At 72.0% G+C, this 17,066-nt stretch carries 13 protein-coding genes; 8 read left to right on the top strand and 5 right to left on the bottom strand.

The window, feature by feature from the left end; all coding sequences use genetic code 11:
- Window positions 1–244 precede the first annotated feature (244 nt).
- From IO39_RS08755 to IO39_RS08780, 6 genes are all read left to right on the top strand, one after another.
- Window positions 245–2,608: a beta-xylosidase/alpha-l-arabinosidase gene (locus IO39_RS08755; protein ID WP_043618862.1), complete on the top strand. Its 2,364-nt coding sequence runs from the start codon at window positions 245–247 to the stop codon at window positions 2,606–2,608.
- Window positions 2,605–3,594 (top strand): ABC transporter permease, encoded by a 990-nt coding sequence (locus IO39_RS08760; protein WP_043618864.1) that lies wholly within the window; start codon window positions 2,605–2,607, stop codon window positions 3,592–3,594. The genes IO39_RS08755 and IO39_RS08760 overlap by 4 nt, the downstream gene beginning before the upstream one ends.
- Window positions 3,591–4,469: a carbohydrate ABC transporter permease gene (locus IO39_RS08765; protein WP_211266941.1), complete on the top strand. Its 879-nt coding sequence runs from the start codon at window positions 3,591–3,593 to the stop codon at window positions 4,467–4,469. Before IO39_RS08760 ends, IO39_RS08765 begins: the two co-directional genes overlap by 4 nt.
- A gap of 41 nt (window positions 4,470–4,510) precedes the next feature.
- A complete protein-coding gene (locus IO39_RS08770) occupies window positions 4,511–6,151 on the top strand; it encodes an ABC transporter substrate-binding protein (protein ID WP_043618868.1) in 1,641 nt (546 codons plus the stop codon).
- Window positions 6,152–6,261: 110 nt separating this feature from the next.
- Window positions 6,262–7,761, top strand: a complete 1,500-nt coding sequence (locus tag IO39_RS08775; protein WP_043618870.1) for a GH39 family glycosyl hydrolase — start codon at window positions 6,262–6,264, stop codon at window positions 7,759–7,761.
- 145 nt (window positions 7,762–7,906) lie between these two features.
- Window positions 7,907–8,596 carry a DUF624 domain-containing protein gene (locus IO39_RS08780; RefSeq protein ID WP_043618873.1) on the top strand — a complete coding sequence of 230 codons (690 nt, stop codon included), beginning with the start codon at window positions 7,907–7,909 and terminating at the stop codon, window positions 8,594–8,596.
- On the opposite strand, the gene IO39_RS08785 is transcribed toward IO39_RS08780, so the two are convergent.
- Together IO39_RS08785 and IO39_RS08790 are read right to left on the bottom strand one after the other, a co-directional pair.
- Window positions 8,590–10,611: an alpha-glucuronidase gene (locus IO39_RS08785; protein ID WP_245641870.1), complete on the bottom strand. Its 2,022-nt coding sequence runs from the start codon at window positions 10,609–10,611 to the stop codon at window positions 8,590–8,592. The two genes, IO39_RS08780 and IO39_RS08785, sit on opposite strands and share 7 nt — an antisense overlap.
- A gap of 240 nt (window positions 10,612–10,851) precedes the next feature.
- The gene (locus IO39_RS08790) at window positions 10,852–11,457 is read right to left on the bottom strand and encodes a hypothetical protein (RefSeq protein ID WP_043618878.1); all 606 of its coding nucleotides are present in this window, start codon (window positions 11,455–11,457) and stop codon (window positions 10,852–10,854) included.
- 217 nt (window positions 11,458–11,674) lie between these two features.
- Between IO39_RS08790 and IO39_RS08795 the strand changes: the two genes are divergently transcribed.
- Window positions 11,675–12,691, top strand: a complete 1,017-nt coding sequence (locus IO39_RS08795) for a LacI family DNA-binding transcriptional regulator (protein ID WP_043618881.1) — start codon at window positions 11,675–11,677, stop codon at window positions 12,689–12,691.
- A gap of 34 nt (window positions 12,692–12,725) precedes the next feature.
- Here the strand turns inward: IO39_RS08795 and IO39_RS08800 are convergent, their stop codons facing one another.
- The 3 genes from IO39_RS08800 to IO39_RS08810 form a co-directional block, all read right to left on the bottom strand.
- The gene (locus IO39_RS08800) at window positions 12,726–14,669 is read right to left on the bottom strand and encodes a primary-amine oxidase (RefSeq protein WP_043618883.1); all 1,944 of its coding nucleotides are present in this window, start codon (window positions 14,667–14,669) and stop codon (window positions 12,726–12,728) included.
- A gap of 151 nt (window positions 14,670–14,820) precedes the next feature.
- Window positions 14,821–15,015 (bottom strand): ferredoxin, encoded by a 195-nt coding sequence (locus tag IO39_RS08805; RefSeq protein WP_043618886.1) that lies wholly within the window; start codon window positions 15,013–15,015, stop codon window positions 14,821–14,823.
- Window positions 15,012–15,635, bottom strand: a complete 624-nt coding sequence (locus IO39_RS08810) for a TetR/AcrR family transcriptional regulator (RefSeq protein ID WP_043618889.1) — start codon at window positions 15,633–15,635, stop codon at window positions 15,012–15,014. Before IO39_RS08810 ends, IO39_RS08805 begins: the two co-directional genes overlap by 4 nt.
- 219 nt (window positions 15,636–15,854) lie before the next feature.
- On the opposite strand from IO39_RS08810, the gene IO39_RS08815 reads away from it, so the two are divergent.
- On the top strand, window positions 15,855–16,994 hold the full coding sequence (locus IO39_RS08815) for a TerC/Alx family metal homeostasis membrane protein (protein WP_084772518.1): 1,140 nt from the start codon (window positions 15,855–15,857) through the stop codon (window positions 16,992–16,994).
- The last annotated feature ends 72 nt before the right edge of the window (window positions 16,995–17,066 follow it).

Below are 17,066 nucleotides of genomic sequence, written 5' to 3' on the forward strand. Positions count from 1 at the left end.
CTCGAGTTTCCGAAACTTTCGGGCAACTTAACGCCCGCCCGAGCCTCGACCAGCCGCCGGCTTGCGCGGACCGGCCGTCGGGAGGATCTGCAACATAGCAGGTTGTTGCCACTCTTGACAGGCCACAACGGGCCCCTTATGTTGCCGCAATATTAAACAGATCTGCTTGAAAGTTTCGGCGTCACTCCCGCGTAACACCCCCCGCTCTCGCCGCGGGCGGCGCCGTCATGGCCGAAGGGATGGCATGAGGGGCCAGGAACCAATCGACACACGCTCGGCGTCCGGCGAGAGCGAGCTGTGGCGGGACGCACGGCTGTCGCCCGCCGAGCGGGCCGACGCGCTCATCCCGCTCATGACCCTTGAGGAGAAGATCGCCCAGCTCGTCGGCGTGTGGGTCGGCGCGGACGCGTCCGGGGGCGGCGTCGCCCCCCACCAGACCGACATGGGCGCGGGCCCCGAGTGGGGCGAGGCCATCCGGCTGGGCCTGGGCCAGCTCACGCGCCCGTTCGGCACCGCGCCGGTCGATCCGGTCGCCGGGGCGCGCTCGCTGGCCGCCTCCCAGGCCGAGATCGTCCGGGCCAGCCGGTTCGGCATCCCGGCGCAGGTGCACGAGGAGTGCCTGACGGGCTTCGCGGCCTGGCGGGCGACGGTGTACCCGACGCCGCTGAGCTGGGGCGCCTCCTTCGACCCCGACCTGGTGGAGGAGATGGCCGGACGGATCGGCCGCTCCATGCGGGCCGCGGGCATCCACCAGGGCCTGGCCCCGGTGGTGGACGTGACCAGGGATTACCGCTGGGGGCGCACGGAGGAGACGATCGGCGAGGACCCGTACCTGGTCGGCACCCTCGGCGCCGCGTACGTGCGCGGCCTGGAGGGCGCCGGGATCGTCGCCACGCTCAAGCACTTCGCCGGCTACTCCGCCTCCCGGGGCGGCCGCAACCTGGCCCCCGTCCCGATGGGGCGGCGGGAGCTGGCGGACGTCGTGCTGCCGCCGTTCGAGATCGCCCTGCGCCTGGGCGGCGCCCGCTCGGTCATGCACTCCTACGCCGAGATCGACGGCGTGCCCGTGGCGGCCGACGAGAGCCTGCTGACCGGCCTGCTGCGTGACGAGTGGGGCTTCGAGGGCACGGTCGTCGCCGACTACTTCGCCATCCGGTTCCTGGAGCGGCTGCACAAGGTCGCCGCCGACGGCGGGGAGGCGGCCGGGATCGCGCTGAAGGCCGGCATCGACGTCGAGCTGCCCACGGTGGACACGTTCGGCGCGCCGCTGGTCGAGGCGGTCAAGTCGGGAGCGGTGGACGAGGCGCTGATCGACCGCGCGCTGCGCCGCGTGCTGACGCAGAAGGCCGAGCAGGGCCTGCTCGACGCGGACTGGCAGCCGCTGCCCGGCCCGGCCGAGGAGGTCAGGCTCGACGACGAGGAGAGCCGGGAGGTCTCCCTGCGCCTGGCTCGCCAGGCGATCGTGCTGCTGCGCAACGAGGACGGCGTGCTGCCGCTGGCCCCGGGGCGGCGGATCGCGCTCGTCGGTCCGGTCGCCGACGACCCGATGGCGATGCTGGGCTGCTACACCTTCCCCGCGCACGTCGGCCCGCATCCCGAGCACGGGCTCGGCATGGAGCTGCCGTCGCTGCGCGAGGCGCTCGCCGGCCTGGTGCCGGACCTGGCCTACGCCAAGGGCTGCGACATCACCGGCGCCGACACCTCCGGCATCGCCGAGGCCGCCGCCCTGGCCGCCGGCAGCGACGTGTGCGTGCTCGCCGTCGGCGACCGCGCGGGCCTGTTCGGGCGCGGCACCTCCGGCGAGGGCTGCGACGCCACCGACCTGCGCCTGCCCGGCGTGCAGGCCGAGCTGGTGCGGGCCGTGCTGGCGACCGGCACCCCGGTGGTGCTGGTGCTGCTCGCCGGCCGCCCGTACGCGATCGGCCCCGAGGTGGACGCGGCCAAGGCCGTCGTGTTCGGCTTCTTCCCTGGCCAGCGCGGCGGCCAGGCGCTGGCCGAGGTGCTGACCGGCGCGGTGAACCCGTCCGGCCGGCTGCCGGTCAGCGTGCCGCGCGACGCGGGCGGCCTGCCCGCCACCTACCTGGCCCCGCCGCTGGGCCGCCGCAGCGAGGTGTCGTCGGTGGACCCGACGCCCGCCTACCCGTTCGGGCACGGCCTGAGCTACACCACGTTCGAGTGGAGCCAGGCGCGCGTCCGCGACGGCGTGACCGAGTGGGCGGTGGACGGCGAGGTGGCCGTGGAGGTCACCGTGCGCAACACCGGCACGCGCGCGGGCGCGGAGGTCGTCCAGCTCTACCTGCACGACCCGGTGGCGCAGACGACCAGGCCCGAGGTGCGCCTGATCGGCTACGCCCGCGTGCCGCTGGAGGCGGGCGAGTCCGCGCGGGTGGCCTTCACCGTCCCGGCGGACGTCACGTCGTTCACCGGCGCGCACGGCCGGCGCGTCGTCGAGCCGGGCGACGTCGAGCTGCGGCTCGGCCCCTCGTGCGCGCGGGCCGCGGCGGTGCTGCCGCTGCGCCTGACCGGCGCCGAGCGCGAGGTCGGCCACCGGCGGCAGCTCACGGCGCCGGCGCACATCGACCGCAACCCACCGGAGGGCCGAGGATGAGCACATCCGAAACGCTGAGCGTCGGCACGACGCCGGAGCCCGAGGCCGCCGAGCCGGCGGCGAAGGGCCACCGCCGCAAGGGCGGCAGCTCCTGGGGGCGCGCGCTGCGCCGCGACTGGCAGCTCTACTCGCTGGCGGTGCTGCCGCTGCTGTTCTTCCTGATCTTCCGGTACGCCCCCATGCTGGGCAACATCATCGCCTTCAGGAAGTTCGAGCCGGGCGGCAACATCTTCGGCGAAGAGTGGGTGGGCCTGCGCTACGTGAAGATGTTCCTGAACGACCCGACGTTCTGGAACGTGTTCAGCAACACGCTGATCCTCGGCGCGCTGACCCTGATCTTCTGCTTCCCGCTGCCGATCGTGCTGGCCCTGCTGCTCAACGAGGTCCGCCGGCGCACGCTGAAGCGGTTCCTGCAGTCGGTGTCGTATCTGCCGCACTTCCTGTCGATCGTGATCGTGGCCGGTCTCGTCATGCAGATCACGGCCATCGACGGGCCGATCAACTCGTTCCTGAGCTACATCGGCAGCGAGAAGATCTCGTTCATGCAGGACCCGGACTGGTTCCGGACGATCTACGTCGGCTCGGAGGTCTGGCAGACCGTCGGCTGGGGCACCATCCTCTACCTGGCCGCCCTGACCACCATCGACGACCAGCTCTACGAGGCCGCCAGGATGGACGGCGCCTCCCGGTGGCGGCAGATCTGGCACGTGACACTGCCGGGCATCCGGCCGACGGCGGTGACGCTGCTGATCCTCAACATCGGCACGTTCATGGCGGTCGGCTTCGAGAAGGTCTTCCTGCTCTACAACCCGCTGACGTATCCGACCGCCGACGTGATCTCGACGTACCTGTACCGGATGGGCCTGGAGGCCAGCAACTTCAGCTACGCCGCGGCGATCGGCCTGTTCGAGGCGCTGGTCGGCCTGGTCCTGATCCTCTCGGCCAATGTGATCTCCCGTCGCACAGTTGGGACGAGCCTGTGGTGACAACGCACGACATGACCCGGGGCTACCGCGTCTTCCAGTGGTTCAACGGGGTCATCCTGACCCTGGTCGTGGTGGTGACGCTCTATCCGTTCGTCAACATCCTGGCCCGCTCGTTCAGCTCCCAGGCCGCCATCAGCGCGGGCGAGGTGAACCTCATTCCCAAGGGGTTCAACCTCACGACGTACAAGATCGTGGCGTCGGACCCGATGTTCTGGACGAACTACCGCAACACGGTGGTCTACACGGTCGTCGCGACCGTCATCGCGATGGTGATGACGACGTGTTACGCGTACGTGCTGTCCAAGAAGCACCTCAAGGGCCGCAAGTTCCTGGTCGGCGTCGCGGTCTTCACCATGTTCTTCTCCGGCGGCCTGATCCCGAACTACGTGCTGATCAGCGGCCTGGGCCTGAAGAACTCGATCTGGGCGATCGTCCTGCCCAACGCGATCAGCGTCTTCAACCTGCTGGTCATGAAGGCGTTCTTCGAGAGCCTGCCGCAGGACCTGGAGGAGGCCGCCGCGATCGACGGCCTGAACACCTACGGCATCCTGTGGAAGATCGTGCTGCCGCTGTCGAAGGCGGTCATCGCGACGATGATCCTGTTCTACGCGGTCTCGTTCTGGAACTCGTGGTTCGCCGCGTTCCTCTACATGAACGAGTCGGACCTGTTCCCCGTGACGGTCTATCTGCGCAACCTCATCGCCGGAGCCACCGGCGCCGACTCCTTCGGGGCGGCGGCCGCGGAAGTGACGCAGGCGGGGGCCAACATCCAGGCGGTGACGATCGTGCTCACCGTCCTGCCGATCCTGGTCATCTACCCGTTCGTCCAGCGCTACTTCGTCTCCGGCGTCATGCTCGGCGCGGTCAAGGGCTGACCCTCCCGGCGCCTCTCAACCCCCAGAAAGGAATTCCCCCCATGCGCGAGATTTCGCGGCGTCAGGCGATCCTCGGCCTCGGCGCCTTCGCCTCCCTCGCCCTGACCGCCTGCGGCAGCGACAGCGAGACCCCGGCCAAGGCGACGGACGCGGCCAACAAGGCGGGCTCGATGGCCGGCTACGGCGTCGGCCAGCAGTTCAAGGCCACCGAGCCGCTCTCGTTCGACGTGCTCTACAACAACCACTCGTTCTACCCGAACAAGGCCGACTGGCTGTTCTGGCAGGAGCTGACCAAGCGCACCAACGTCACGCTCAAGCCGGTCGAGGTGCCGCTGAGCGACTACGAGAAGAAGCGCAGCCTGCTCATCGCCTCCGGCGACGCCCCGCTGATCATTCCGAAGACCTACCACCCGCAGGAGGAGGCGTTCGTCGCCTCCGGCGCGATCCTGCCGGTCAGCGACTACTTCAACCTGATGCCGAACTTCCAGGACAAGGTCGCCAAGTGGCAGCTCCAGCCCGAGCTGAACTCGATCATGCAGTCCGACGGCAAGATCTACCTGCTGCCCGGCCTGCACGAGGCCGCCTGGGCCGACTACTCCTTCGCGGTGCGCACCGACATCCTGGAGAAGCTCAAGATCGAGGTCCCCAAGACCCTCGACGACTTCTACAACATGCTCAAGGCCATGAAGGCCGAGTACCCGGACCTCTACCCGATGACCGACCGGTGGGGCGTGCCGACCCCCGGCGGTAACCTGATCAAGCTCATCGCGCAGGCGTACGGCACCAAGGGCGGCTGGGAGTACCAGCACGCGACGTGGGACGCCGCGCAGGGCAAGTTCGCCTACACCGGCGCGATGCCGCAGTACAAGCAGGCACTGGAATACCTCAACAAGCTGGTCAAGGAGAAGCTGCTCGACCCCGAGAGCTTCACCCAGCAGGACGAGGCCGCCAAGCAGAAGTTCATCTCCGGCAAGTCCTTCGTGATCAGCACCAACGCGCAGACCCTGATCAACGACTACCGGGGCCCGCTGACCGAGAACAACAAGGACGCCAAGATCGTCAAGATCCCGGTGCCGATCGGCCCGGCGGGCGAGGTCAAGGTCGCCAGCCGCCTGGAGAACGGCATCATGATCTCCAAGAAGGCCACGGAGAACAAGAACTTCGTCGCCATGATGCAGTTCATCGACTGGCTGTGGTACTCCGACGCCGGCCTGGAGTTCGCCAAGTGGGGCGTCGAGGGCACGACGTACACCAAGGAGGGTGACAAGTACAAGCTGGCCGACGACGTCGACTACGTCGGGCTCAACCCCGGCGCGCCCAAGCACCTGCAGAAGGACTTCGGCTTCGGCAACGGCGTCTTCGCCTACGGCGGCCCCACCAAGCTGCTCCAGTCCACGTTCTCGGACGAGGAGATGGAGTTCCAGAATGTGATGAACGCCAGGAAGCAGTGGCCCGTCGAGCCGGCCGCCCCGCTCAGCGAGGAGGAGCGCGACCAGGTCTCGCTCTGGGAGACGCCGCTCAAGGACCACGTCACCCAGAACACGCTCAAGTTCATCCTGGGCGAGCGCGACCTCGGCGAGTGGGACGCCTACGTCAAGGAGCTGGAGTCCAAGAACTCCACCCAGTACGTGAACCTGGTGAACGGCGCCCACGAGCGGTTCAAGAAGGCTCACGGCGGCTGATCTCCCCACCCGGCCGGGCCGCCCCCTCCTGCCCGGGGGCGCCCGGCCGCCTGCTCACGCCGCCTGCTCACGCCGCCTGCTCACGCCGCCTACTTTTCAAGGACTGACCCATGCGACACCTCGTCCCCGGCGAGCCCTCCGGGCGGCTGTCCGGCGCCTGGCGCTTCTGCGTCGGCACCGGGCGCTTCGACCTCGCGCTGCGGCGCGACTACCAGGACTCGCTGGCGCTGGTCCAGCGGGAGATCGGCTTCCGGCACATCAGGGGCCACGGCCTGTTCAGCGACGGCGTCGGGGTGCACCGCCCCTACGAGTACGAGGGCGAGCGGCGCGTCCGTCACTCGTTCACCTACGTGGACCAGGTCATCGACGCCTACCTGGAGCTGGGCGTCGAGCCCTTCCTGGAGCTGGGCTTCATGCCCTCGGGGCTGGCCTCCGGCGACCGGACCGTCTTCTGGTGGCGCGGCAACGTCACCCCGCCCAGCTCCCACCGGGAGTGGGCCGAGCTGGTCAGGGCCACGCTCGTCCACCTGATCGACCGCTACGGCCTCGACCGGGTGCGCCGCTGGCCGATCGAGGTGTGGAACGAGCCCAACCTCAAGGAGTTCTGGCAGGACGCCGACGAGGCCGCCTACCACCGCCTGTACGAGGTCACCGCCCGCACGATCAAGGACGTGGACGCCTCGCTCCAGGTCGGCGGCCCGGCCATCTCGCCCGGCTCCGACGAGTGGATGCCGCGTTTCGCCGACTTCGTCACCTCCCGCGATGTGCCGGTGGACTTCCTCAGCCGCCACGCCTACACCTCCGGCCCGGCCCAGCACGTGCCGTTCGGGGTGCACCAGACGATGGGGCCGGCCGCCGGCCTGCTGGAGCAGTTCGCCACCACGCGCCGCCAGGTCGAGGGCGGCCCGCTGGAGGGCCTGCCGGTGCACATCACCGAGTTCAACTCCTCCTACCGCCCCGACAACCCGATCCACGACACGGCCTTCAACGCCGCCTATCTGGCGCCCGTCCTGGCCGAGGGCGGCGAGCTGGTGGACTCCTTCTCGTACTGGACGTTCAGCGACATGTTCGAGGAGGTCGGCATCCCGACCTCGATCTTCCACGGCGGCTTCGGCCTGCTGACCCACCGGCAGATCAAGAAGCCGACCTACCACCTGTACGCGTTCATGGCCCGGATGGGCGACCAGCTCCTGGCCAGGGGCGAGGACCACCTGGTGACCAGGGACGCCGCCGGCCGGGTCACCGTGCTGGCCTGGGCGCCCGTGGACGTCACCGGCGGTCCCGCGATCTCCGGGCACACCGTGCGCTTGTCCGTCCCGATGCCGGGGCAGGCCGCCTTCCTGCTGCGCTCGTCGGTGAGCGAGGAGATGGGCAACGCGTGGGCGGCCTGGTGCGAAATGGGGCGACCCCGGTCACCACACCCCAAACAGCTCGATATTCTCCGGGAAGCGGCGGAACCGGTCCGCCGTCACCGGAGCCTGCCGATCACCGGCGGGGTGGTGGAGCTCGACCTGACGCTCGACCGCCACGAGGTCACGCTGGCCGAGCTGACGCCGGTGACGGACGAGACCCCGCCGTGGTGGGACGACAGCCGGATCCTCGGCCTGTAGGAGGGCACGCGATGGACGACCGCCCGGTGAGTGGCCGCGCGAGAGACGGCCGCCCGGTGAGTGGCCGCGCGAGAGACGGCCGCCCGGTGAGGGGCCGTGCCGTGAGGGGCCGTGCCGTGGGCGGCCGCGTCGTGCGGGGGCGGCGGTGAGCGGGGCGGCGGGCACGCGGCGGTTCGGCACCGGACCGCTGTCCCGGGTCTCCGCGCTGGTCTACACCCTGCTGATCGTCGAGCTGCTGGTCCTGCTCACCGCCGTGCCCGGCCTGGTGGCGTTGGTCCTGCTCGACCGGGACGCCGCCAACGTGCCGCTGATGGCCGCCTGCCTGCTGCCCGCCGGACCCGCGCTCTCCGCCGCCCTGTACGCCCTGCGCCACCGCGGCACCGAGCTGACCGAGCTGCGCCCCGCGGCGGCCTTCTGGCGCGGCTACCGGCTCAACTTCGGCGCGGCCCTGAAGGTCTGGGCGCCCTGGCTGCTCGTGCTGGCCCTGGTCGGGACCAACCTGAGCAACTTCGCGGCGGCCGGCGTGCCCGGCTGGTGGGCGGTGCTGCTCGTCGTCCTCGCGGCGGGCGGCACGCTGTGGGTGGTCAACGCGCTGGTCATCACCTCGCTGTTCGCGTTCAGGGCGGTCGACGTGGCCAAGCTGGCGGCGTACGCGCTGGGCCGCTTCCCCGCCGCCACCCTGGCCAACGCGTGCCTGCTCATCGTGGCGGCCGGCGTCACGCTGGCCGCCACCGAGGCGGCGCTGGCGCTGCTGGCCTCGGCGTTCGCGGCGACCCTGCTGTGGAACAGCCGCGCCATGATCACCGAGGTCCAGCAGCGGTTCACCCGTCAGTAGATGCGGCGGCCGTGCGCGTCGGGCACGCCCGACTTGCGCAGGAAGTAGGTGTTGACCTGGTCGCGCCACTCCTCGGCCGACCGCACCTGCTCGTCGAGCCGCTCCTGGACCCGGGCGTACAGCGCCGGGTCCACCGAGCCGGCCAGCTTCTCCCAGGCCCGCCGGATGCCGGCCGCCTCCTCGGCGCCCGCGAAGTGGGTGTCGTAGATGTGCTGGATGACCGTCGTGCCGCTGTGCAGCACGTGCTCGTACGGCACGTGGTGGAAGAAGAGCAGCAGCTCGTCGGGGCACTCGGACAGCGACTCGTACACCTCCGACCACGGCGCCGGGTACTGGCCGGTGTAGCCGGTGCCCGTGGCGCGGGTGCGGTCCACGCCCACGCCGTCGCGGTCGGCGAAGTGGTAGGTGCCCCACGGCGTGTACTCGTAGCCGTCCACGTCGGGGCCGTAGTGGTGGCCGGGGCGCACCATGAAGCCGACGCCCAGCGGCGCGGTGTACCGCTCGTACGTGCGCCAGGAGTCGTCCATCATCGCGTGCAGCGTGCCGCGCACCTCCTCGGGCCCGTCGGGGAAGGTCAGGCCGATCCACTCGTCGAGCACGGCGGCCGGGTCGAGCCCGGGGGACCAGGCCAGGCGGCCGAAGGCGTACAGGTTGGCCTGGGCCAGGGGGTGGCCGGTCCAGTAGGGGTCGTCGCCCACGTTGGAGACCGCGACCAGCCCGCCGCCGGTGGCGACGTCGGCCACCGTGCGGCCGTCCGGCCCCCAGAAGCGGAACCCGAGCACCTCGCTCCACAGCGGGCCCAGGTAGCAGACGTGCCGCTGCTGGCCGGTGTACTCCTGCGTCACCTGCAGCTCCACCGCCAGCCGGGTGGCCGGCATGGCCGCGATCACCGGGGAGACCGGCTCGCGGGTCTGGAAGTCCATGGGGCCGTACTTGACCTGGAGGATCGCGTTGTCCCTGAACTGCCCGTCGAGCGGCGCGAAGTGGTCGTGGGCGGCGCGGGCGCGGTCGGTCGAGCGGTCGCGCCAGTCCTGACGGTGGTCGTAGACGAAGGCGCGCCAGAACACCACGCCGCCGTGCGGGGCCAGCGCGTCGGCCAGCATGTTGGCGCCGTCGGCGTGGCTGCGCCCGTACGCGAACGGCCCCGGCTGCCCCTCGGAGTCGGCCTTGACCACGTAGCCGCCGAAGTCGGGGATGGTCTCGTAGACCCGCTCCGTCGTGCGCGCCCACCACTCCCGCACGCCCTCGTCCAGCGGGTCGGCGCTGTCCAGGCCGCCGAGCGCGATGGGGGAGGCGAAGTTGACCGACAGGTGCACCCGGATGCCGTACGGCCGCAGCTCCGCCGCGATCGCCGCGGTCTCGCCGAGCCGGTCGGTCAGCAGGCGGGCCTCGGCGGCGTGCACGTTCACGTTGTTGATCGCGACCGCGTTGACGCCGGAGGCGGCCAGCAGCCGGCCGTACGCGCGCACCCGGGTCAGGTCCTCGCGCAGCACGCCGTCCCGCCAGAAGATCGAGCCGCCCGCGTAGCCGCGCTCGACCTGGCCCATCACCGGGTGCACCTCGATGTTGTCCCAGTGGTCCAGCATGCGCCTGGCCAGCGCGGGCCGGTGCGTCCCGGCGGGCAGGCCGTCGCCGAACGCCTCCTCGCCGAGCCGCACCACCGCGAAGAACCCGTACAACAGGCCGGCCGGGGCGTCGGCCAGCACCGCCGTGACACCGTCACGGCGGCCCAGCACGAAGCCCTCCTCGCCCACCTCGGGCCCGCGCAACGCCTGCGCCGCGGGCGGCAGCGGGCCGCCGGACGACAGCGCCAGCACGAGGTCGGCCGCCTCGCCCGGGGCCGCCACCGCGCCGCCGTGCCGCGCGCAGGCGTCCGCCACCTCGGCCCGCACGGTCTCGGCCAGCGGGCCGTCGCCGAGCACGAGCACGCGGCGCGAGCCGACCGCGCGGAACGCCTCGGGAGGCAGCCACGCGGGATGGACGCCGGTCACGGCGGGCGGCACAGGCGGAGTCACGGGCGGAGTCACGGGCGGAGTCACAGCGGGAGGCACAGGGGGAATGGTCACGGGGGCTCCTTCAGCATCGGCGGGCAGGTGTGACGCCCGGTCCGAAGAGCGAATCTACCGGTGCCCGCCGCGCCGCCCCCTACCGCCTCAGCGGGTCGCGCCGCCTGCCGGGGCCACCCGCCGCGGCCCGCCACGGGTTGCCGCGAGGGAGCGGGGCTACCTGCCGCGGGCCGTCGCGTGGGAGCGGGGCTACCTGCCGCGGCCCGCGGCGGGCTTCCCGGCCGGCCCGCTGCCGGGGACCGCGTTCCCGTCCGTCAGGCCGGGCGGCAGCCGGTCGGGGCCGAGGGTGAGCGCCGGGGCCGGGACCACGATCCTGCCGCGCCGGACGGTCAGCCGCGGCTTCCTGGCGGGCGAGGGGGCGACCGGGGGGATCACCAGCGACTGCCGCGGCGAGACCCGGCTCCCGGACGGCGGCACGGCGTTCCGGCCGCTGGCCGCCGTGGGGGTGGCGCGCGGCGTGGCCGGCGGCGCGCTGGCCGCGGAGGCTCCGCCGGGCCGCGGGTCGGCGGAGGCCGTCAGGCCGGTCGAAGGCGGCGGGTCGGCCGGGGGCGGCGGCGCGAGGGAAGGGGACGGGCCGGTCGCGCGGGGCGAGGCCGTCGGGTGCGCGGTGAGCGCGGCCACGGGCCGCCTGCTGGGCTCCCCGTCGTGCGCGTGACCGGGGACGGGGTCGAGGGTGCGGAAGGGGCCGGGCAGGCCCATGAGGACGGCGGCCAGCGCCAGGCTGAGGAGGCCCGCGAGCACCGCGACGATCCGCAGCACCCGCCCCCGCCGCTCCGTGGCCGGGTCGTTCAGCATCTGCGGCTCTTTCCTGCCGATGCCATGAGGGATGTCCTCCGGGGGGAGTCGGGCGGGCGAACCTTACAGATCTAGGCACGGATGACCACGGGGGTCAAGCCGGGACGCCCAAGATCACTATCGGTGACCGATCGGGTGACCAAATCGTTCCGGAACCGTACGGGATCGCTGCGCTATGATCACAGCGCGCCGCGCCGCTCACGGGACACGAGGAACGATGTCGAGCATCAAAGAGGTCGCCCGCCTCGCCGGGGTCTCGGTCGGCACCGTGAGCAACGTGCTCAACCGCCCCGAGGTGGTGGCGCCCGACACCCTCCACCGGGTGCGGAACGCGATCGAGCGGCTCGGCTACGTGCGCAACGGCTCCGCCAGGCAGCTGCGCGCCGGGCGCAGCCGCACCATCGGGGTGGTCGCGCTCGACCTGGCCAACCCGTTCTTCATCGACGTGCTGCGCGGGGTCGAGGCCGCCGCCCAGCAGGCCGACGTCACCGTGATGGTCTTCAACAGCAACAAGGACGCCGCCCGCGAGGCGAGCCTGCTGGACACGTTCGAGGAGCAGCGCCCGCTGGGCCTGCTCATCACGCCGGTGAACGACAGCGGCGAGGAGGAGCGCCTGCGCCGGCTCGTCTCCCGGGGCATCCCGGTGGTGCGCTTCGACAGCTCCGCCATCCACAGCAGCGGCTGCGCCGTCGCCGTGGACGACGTGCTCGGCGGGCGGCTGGCCGGCCTGCACCTGCGCGAGCGCGGCCACCGCCGCATCGCCTTCGCCGGCGGCCCGTTCACCGTCCGGCAGGTGCGCGAGCGGCGCGACGGCCTGGCGAGCGTGCTCGGCCCCGACGACCCGCTGACCGTGATCGCGCTGCCCGACCTCACCGTCGCCACCGGCCGCACGGTCGGCAGGCGGATCGCCGACCTGCCGCCGGAGGAGCGGCCCACCGCCGTCTTCTGCGCCAACGACCTGGTCTCGATCGGGGTGCTGCAGGAGATGACGCTGCGCGGCCTGCGCGTGCCCGCCGACCTGGCCATCCTCGGCTACGACGACATCGACTTCGCCGCGGCGGCCGCGGTGCCGCTGTCGTCGATCAGGCAGCCCCGCGAGCAGCTCGGCCAGACCGCCGCCCAGCTCCTGCTCGAAGAGGCCAACGACCCCGACGGCCACGAGCACCGCCAGGTCATCTTCCAGCCCGACCTGATGGCCCGCACCTCCACGGCCGCACCCGCCAGAACGGTGTGACCGGCGCGCATGGTTCTGCCGCCGGCGCGGCCGGTCAGCCGGCGTGCCCGTGCTGGGCGTGCCCGTGCTGGGCGGGGAGGTGGTGGGCGGGGACGTCCAGGGTCGGGTTGCGGTCGAAGAAGCCGGCGGGCTTGAGCGTGAAGCCCGCGTGCTCCACCGGCATGACCGGCCAGTCCTCGGGCCGCGGCACGTGCGTGAGCCCGAAGACGTGCCACACGACCAGCGAACGGCCGTCCAGGTCGCGGTCGGCCGCGGCGAAGGCGGGCAGCCCCGCACCGCCCGGGTGCTGGTTGACCAGGTCGCCCGCCGGGTAGCGCTCGTCCGGGTCGTAGGCGGTCACCCACAGGTGCCGGGTGGCGAACGCGGCCCGCGCGGCGATGGAGGAGCCCGGATCGGCCAGCAGCACCGGCCGGCCCTCCGGACGCAGGACGTACGCGACCGGGCGGCCCAGGGCGTTGCGCGAGCCCGGGTTCGTGATGTGCCAGACGCGGTCGGCGATCGGGTCGGCCATGCGCTGGGCCTGGCTCTCCCTGGTCAGCGGGGTGCGGCGGTAGGTGTAGGCGTTGCCGCGCGGGTTGCCCGGGCCCATCGGCACCCTGGCCACCTCCACCTCCTCCACCCGGTTGTCCGGCCCGTCCACCGCCATGTCCAGCCGGGCGCAGAACAGGTGCTGGTGGTAGGGCGCGGCCAGGCCGGGCGCGACCTCCGTCGCGTACGCGGACCCGCCCTCCGGGTAGGCGGAGGTGAACACCACGCCGGTGGCCTTGACCTCGAACCCGATGGCGCCGTCGAGGTAGAGGTACCAGAAGAAGCCGTAGTCGTAGTTGCCGACCGTGGTGAAGAACGACAACACCAGGCGGCGCTGACGGCGCACCTCCGAGGAGCCCGTCCACAGGTCCGAGTGCTTCCACAGGACGCCGTGGTCCTCCTCGTGCAGGCAGATCGCGTTCGGCAGCGTGCGGGCGGCGCCGTGCTCGTCGGCGATGACGGCGTCGAGGTAGGTGATCTCGCCGACGCAGTCGCAGCCCCGTTCGAGGCTGTTGGCGTACTGGCCGAGGAGGTACTCGCCCACGTCGAAGTAGTTCTGCCAGGAGCGCACCGGGGACGGGTCGGCGTACGGCACGACCATCTCGGCGATCGAGGCGCGGTGCACGATCGGGCGCACGCGGCCGGCGTCCCGGTCGGCGAAGGCGAGCTGGTGCAGGACCAGCCCCTCGCGGGCGTCGAACCCGACGCGCAGCGACCAGTTCTCCCACCGCAGCAGGTTGCCCTCCAGCGTGAAGCTGGGGCCCTCCGGCTGCGTGATCTCGATCGGCCGCTGCGTGGTGCGCGCCGGGCCGGTGACGGCGGGGTCGTCGAAGTTGCCCGATCCGGACGGCACGGGGACGGGGCCCGAGTCGAGCACCTGGTCCACGGTGCGGTTGAGCACGTCCACGTACGCGACCAGGCCGTCCACCGGGTGCGCCCACGCGTGGTCCTTCTCGTGCTCCTGTACGAAGGCCAGCCCGCGCAGGATGCGGCGGCCCGACTCGCCGGGGTACTCCTCCGCGTACACGCCGGCCGACAGCGGCGCCACCCTGACCCGGGCGACGTCCAGGCCCCGGCTCTTGAGCGCGGTGATCCACCGCTCGTCGGTGGAGAGCACCTCCTCGACGACCCCGAACTCCGACTCCAGCACCGGCGGCTGGCCGTCGGTCGCGGGGTCCAGCGTGCGGTCGGCGTCGACGGCCCCCCGGGTGACCGAGACGATCACGTCGCGGGGGGCCGCGCCGCCCGTGTCGGACAGCAGGACGCGCAGCCTGCGGTCGACCGGGGCGCCGGGCTGGTGCGCGAGCAGGGCGTCCTTGTCCGGCTCCGCCAGTCCCAGGTAGGCGAAGCGGGTGGTGTCCTTGACCAGCCCGGCGGCGGCCAGCACGGTGCGGGCGGCCGCGATCTCGCCGGGCGTCAGCAGGTCAAGGGGGTGCGGCGTGGCGCTCATGGCTTCTCCCTCTGCCGGGGCGCCCCGCCACCGGCGGGCGGGGCACCGCCAGCGAACACCACGGGAACGGCGATTTCCACCCTCCCGCGCCGCTCTCCGCTCTCCGCTCTCCGCTCTGGCGCGCTGCCCGCTCTTCCGCGTTACCCTCGCGCTACTCTCCTGTGTCGATCGCGCGCTCGGGGCAGTTGGCCACGGCCAGGCGCGCCGCCCGCTCCCCGTCCGGCGGCACCAGGCCGTCGCCCAGCACCTGCCCGTACCCCTCGTCGTCCTCGCCGAACAGCTCGGGCGCGAGGGTGTGGCAGCGGCCGTGCCCTTGGCAGCGTCCGGGGTCGATGCTCAGTTTCACGGTGTCGCCTCCGTCGGCGCGGTGGTGGGGCCGGCGGGCGGGGCCAGGGCGGTCACCACGCGGGTGAGCAGCGCGGACCACTCGTCGTTGCCGACGGTGTGCAGATCGGGGGTGATGAGCGTGCTGCCCATGCCCAGCAGGAGGCAGAAGGTGCCCACCGCCTCCGGGGACAGCGCGGGGTCGAGCTCGCCGTCGGCCTGCCCGCAGCGTACGACGTCGGCCAGCCAGGCGATCCGCTCGCCCAGGTAGTCGCGCATCGCGCCCGCCACGTCCGCGTCCCGGCGCGCGGCGACCAGCGCCTCGACGATGAGGTGGCGGCGCAGCTCGTCGGTGTGGGTCAGGCCGCGGCCCAGCGCGAGCAGCAGCTCCGTGGCCGACCGGTCGGGATCGGCCGAGAACAGGCTGGACAGCAGCAGCCTCCGGTGCGCCCGCAGGGCCGAGACGAGCAGGTCGGCCTTGGAGCCGAAGTGCGCGTACAGGGCACCGTTGCTCACCCCCGCCGCCGCGGCGATGTCGGCCACGCGGGTGCCGTCGTAGCCGCGCTCGGCGAACGCCTCGGCGGCGGCGCGCAGCAGCCGCTCGCGCGTCTCGGCGGCGGTGACTCCCGGGATGCGTCCCATGAACGAATTTAAAAATTCGTTCAATTGGATCGTCAAGGGCGGGTCCGGTTCGTACCCCCGGGGTGGAGGGATGTCCTCGTTTGATCTACTCTGAACCCGCGAGGGGAGTACTTCGCAAGAGTCGGCCCGGTCAGTACGGACGTCCCGCGCGTCCCCGGACGACCACCCGCATGGGTGAAGGAGACCTCGAACGGATCTGGCGTTCGAGGGAGGTATCCCATGTCCGCGGGGACAATTTCGTATGCCGTCGATTTGCGTACCATCGCATCTCCGACTCTCTGGGGCATCACGGTGGCGGCTCTGTTGCTGCTGCTGTTGCTGGACCTCATGCTGACCCGCCGTCAGCGCGAGGAGCGGATGCGCGAGGCGGTCGGCTGGTCGGTCTTCTACCTGCTGCTGCCCGTGCTCTTCTGCGTCTACCTGTGGGTGGACCACGGGACGGGGCCGGCGGTCGAGTTCCTCACCGGGTTCGTGGTGGAGAAGTCGCTGTCGGTGGACAACCTGTTCGTGTTCATGCTGCTGCTCGCGGCCTTCGCGGTGCCCACCGCGCTGGCCCGGCAGGTGCTGCTGTACGGCATCGTCGGGGCGCTCGTCCTGCGCGCGATCTTCATCTGGCTGGGCGCCGCCGCGCTGCAGAGCGGCACGTGGGCGTTCCTGCTGTTCGGCGGGGTCCTCATCGTGACCGCCGGGAAGATCCTCAAGGACGTGCTCTCCGGGCACGAGCAGGAGGTGGACATCTCCTCCATGCGCACGGTCCGGCTGGTCCGCCGCTTCATCCCGGTCACCGACGACTACCGCGGCTCGCGGCTGGTCGTGCGCGAGAAGGGCCGGCGGGCGCTGACCCCGCTGGCGCTGGCGGCGGTGGCGATCCTGGCCACGGACATCGTGTTCGCGGTGGACTCGGTGCCGGCCGTGTACGGGGTCACCGAGGACCCGTTCCTGGTGTTCGCCACCAACGCCTTCGCCCTGCTCGGCCTGCGGGCGCTGTACTTCGTGCTGCAGGGCGTGCTGACCAAGCTGCGCCACCTCAACCACGGGCTGAGCGTCATCCTGGCCTTCATCGGGGTCAAGCTCATCCTGCACTGGGGGCACGGCATCTGGACGTGGGTGCCGGAGATCCCGACGCTGGCCTCGCTCGGGGTGATCATCGTGGTCCTGACCACTGTCACGATCACGAGCCTGCTCGCCAACCGCCGCGACCGCCTGCGCGGGGTCACCGCCGACCCCGCGCAGGTCCCCGGCCCCGCTCGCATCCCGGGCGGCGCCGAGTCCCTTCCCCCGGCCGGCGCCTCCGGCGCCGCCGTCGTCCCGGACGGCGCGCGCCAGGGCCCGGAACGAGAACCGGCCGGAGAGCGCTAGCCACCACCCGGCCGGCGAGCGACACCGCTCGCCGGGTGGCGGGTGGTGGGCGGCGGGCGGGGGCGCCACAGT

It is taken from the genome of Nonomuraea candida, assembly GCF_000725485.1.
Taxonomy (GTDB): domain Bacteria; phylum Actinomycetota; class Actinomycetes; order Streptosporangiales; family Streptosporangiaceae; genus Nonomuraea; species Nonomuraea candida.

What these genes read in the sequence shown, in the direction of transcription:
- IO39_RS08755 (WP_043618862.1), top strand. Translation starts at nt 245, where the DNA reads ATGAGGGGCCAGGAACCAATCGACACACGCTCGGCGTCCGGCGAGAGC.
- IO39_RS08760 (WP_043618864.1), top strand. Translation starts at nt 2,605, where the DNA reads ATGAGCACATCCGAAACGCTGAGCGTCGGCACGACGCCGGAGCCCGAG.
- IO39_RS08770 (WP_043618868.1), top strand. Translation starts at nt 4,511, where the DNA reads ATGCGCGAGATTTCGCGGCGTCAGGCGATCCTCGGCCTCGGCGCCTTC.
- IO39_RS08775 (WP_043618870.1), top strand. Translation starts at nt 6,262, where the DNA reads ATGCGACACCTCGTCCCCGGCGAGCCCTCCGGGCGGCTGTCCGGCGCC.
- IO39_RS08790 (WP_043618878.1), bottom strand. Translation starts at nt 11,457, where the DNA reads ATGCTGAACGACCCGGCCACGGAGCGGCGGGGGCGGGTGCTGCGGATC.
- IO39_RS08795 (WP_043618881.1), top strand. Translation starts at nt 11,675, where the DNA reads ATGTCGAGCATCAAAGAGGTCGCCCGCCTCGCCGGGGTCTCGGTCGGC.
- IO39_RS08800 (WP_043618883.1), bottom strand. Translation starts at nt 14,669, where the DNA reads ATGAGCGCCACGCCGCACCCCCTTGACCTGCTGACGCCCGGCGAGATC.
- IO39_RS08810 (WP_043618889.1), bottom strand. Translation starts at nt 15,635, where the DNA reads ATGGGACGCATCCCGGGAGTCACCGCCGCCGAGACGCGCGAGCGGCTG.
- IO39_RS08815 (WP_084772518.1), top strand. Translation starts at nt 15,855, where the DNA reads ATGTCCGCGGGGACAATTTCGTATGCCGTCGATTTGCGTACCATCGCA.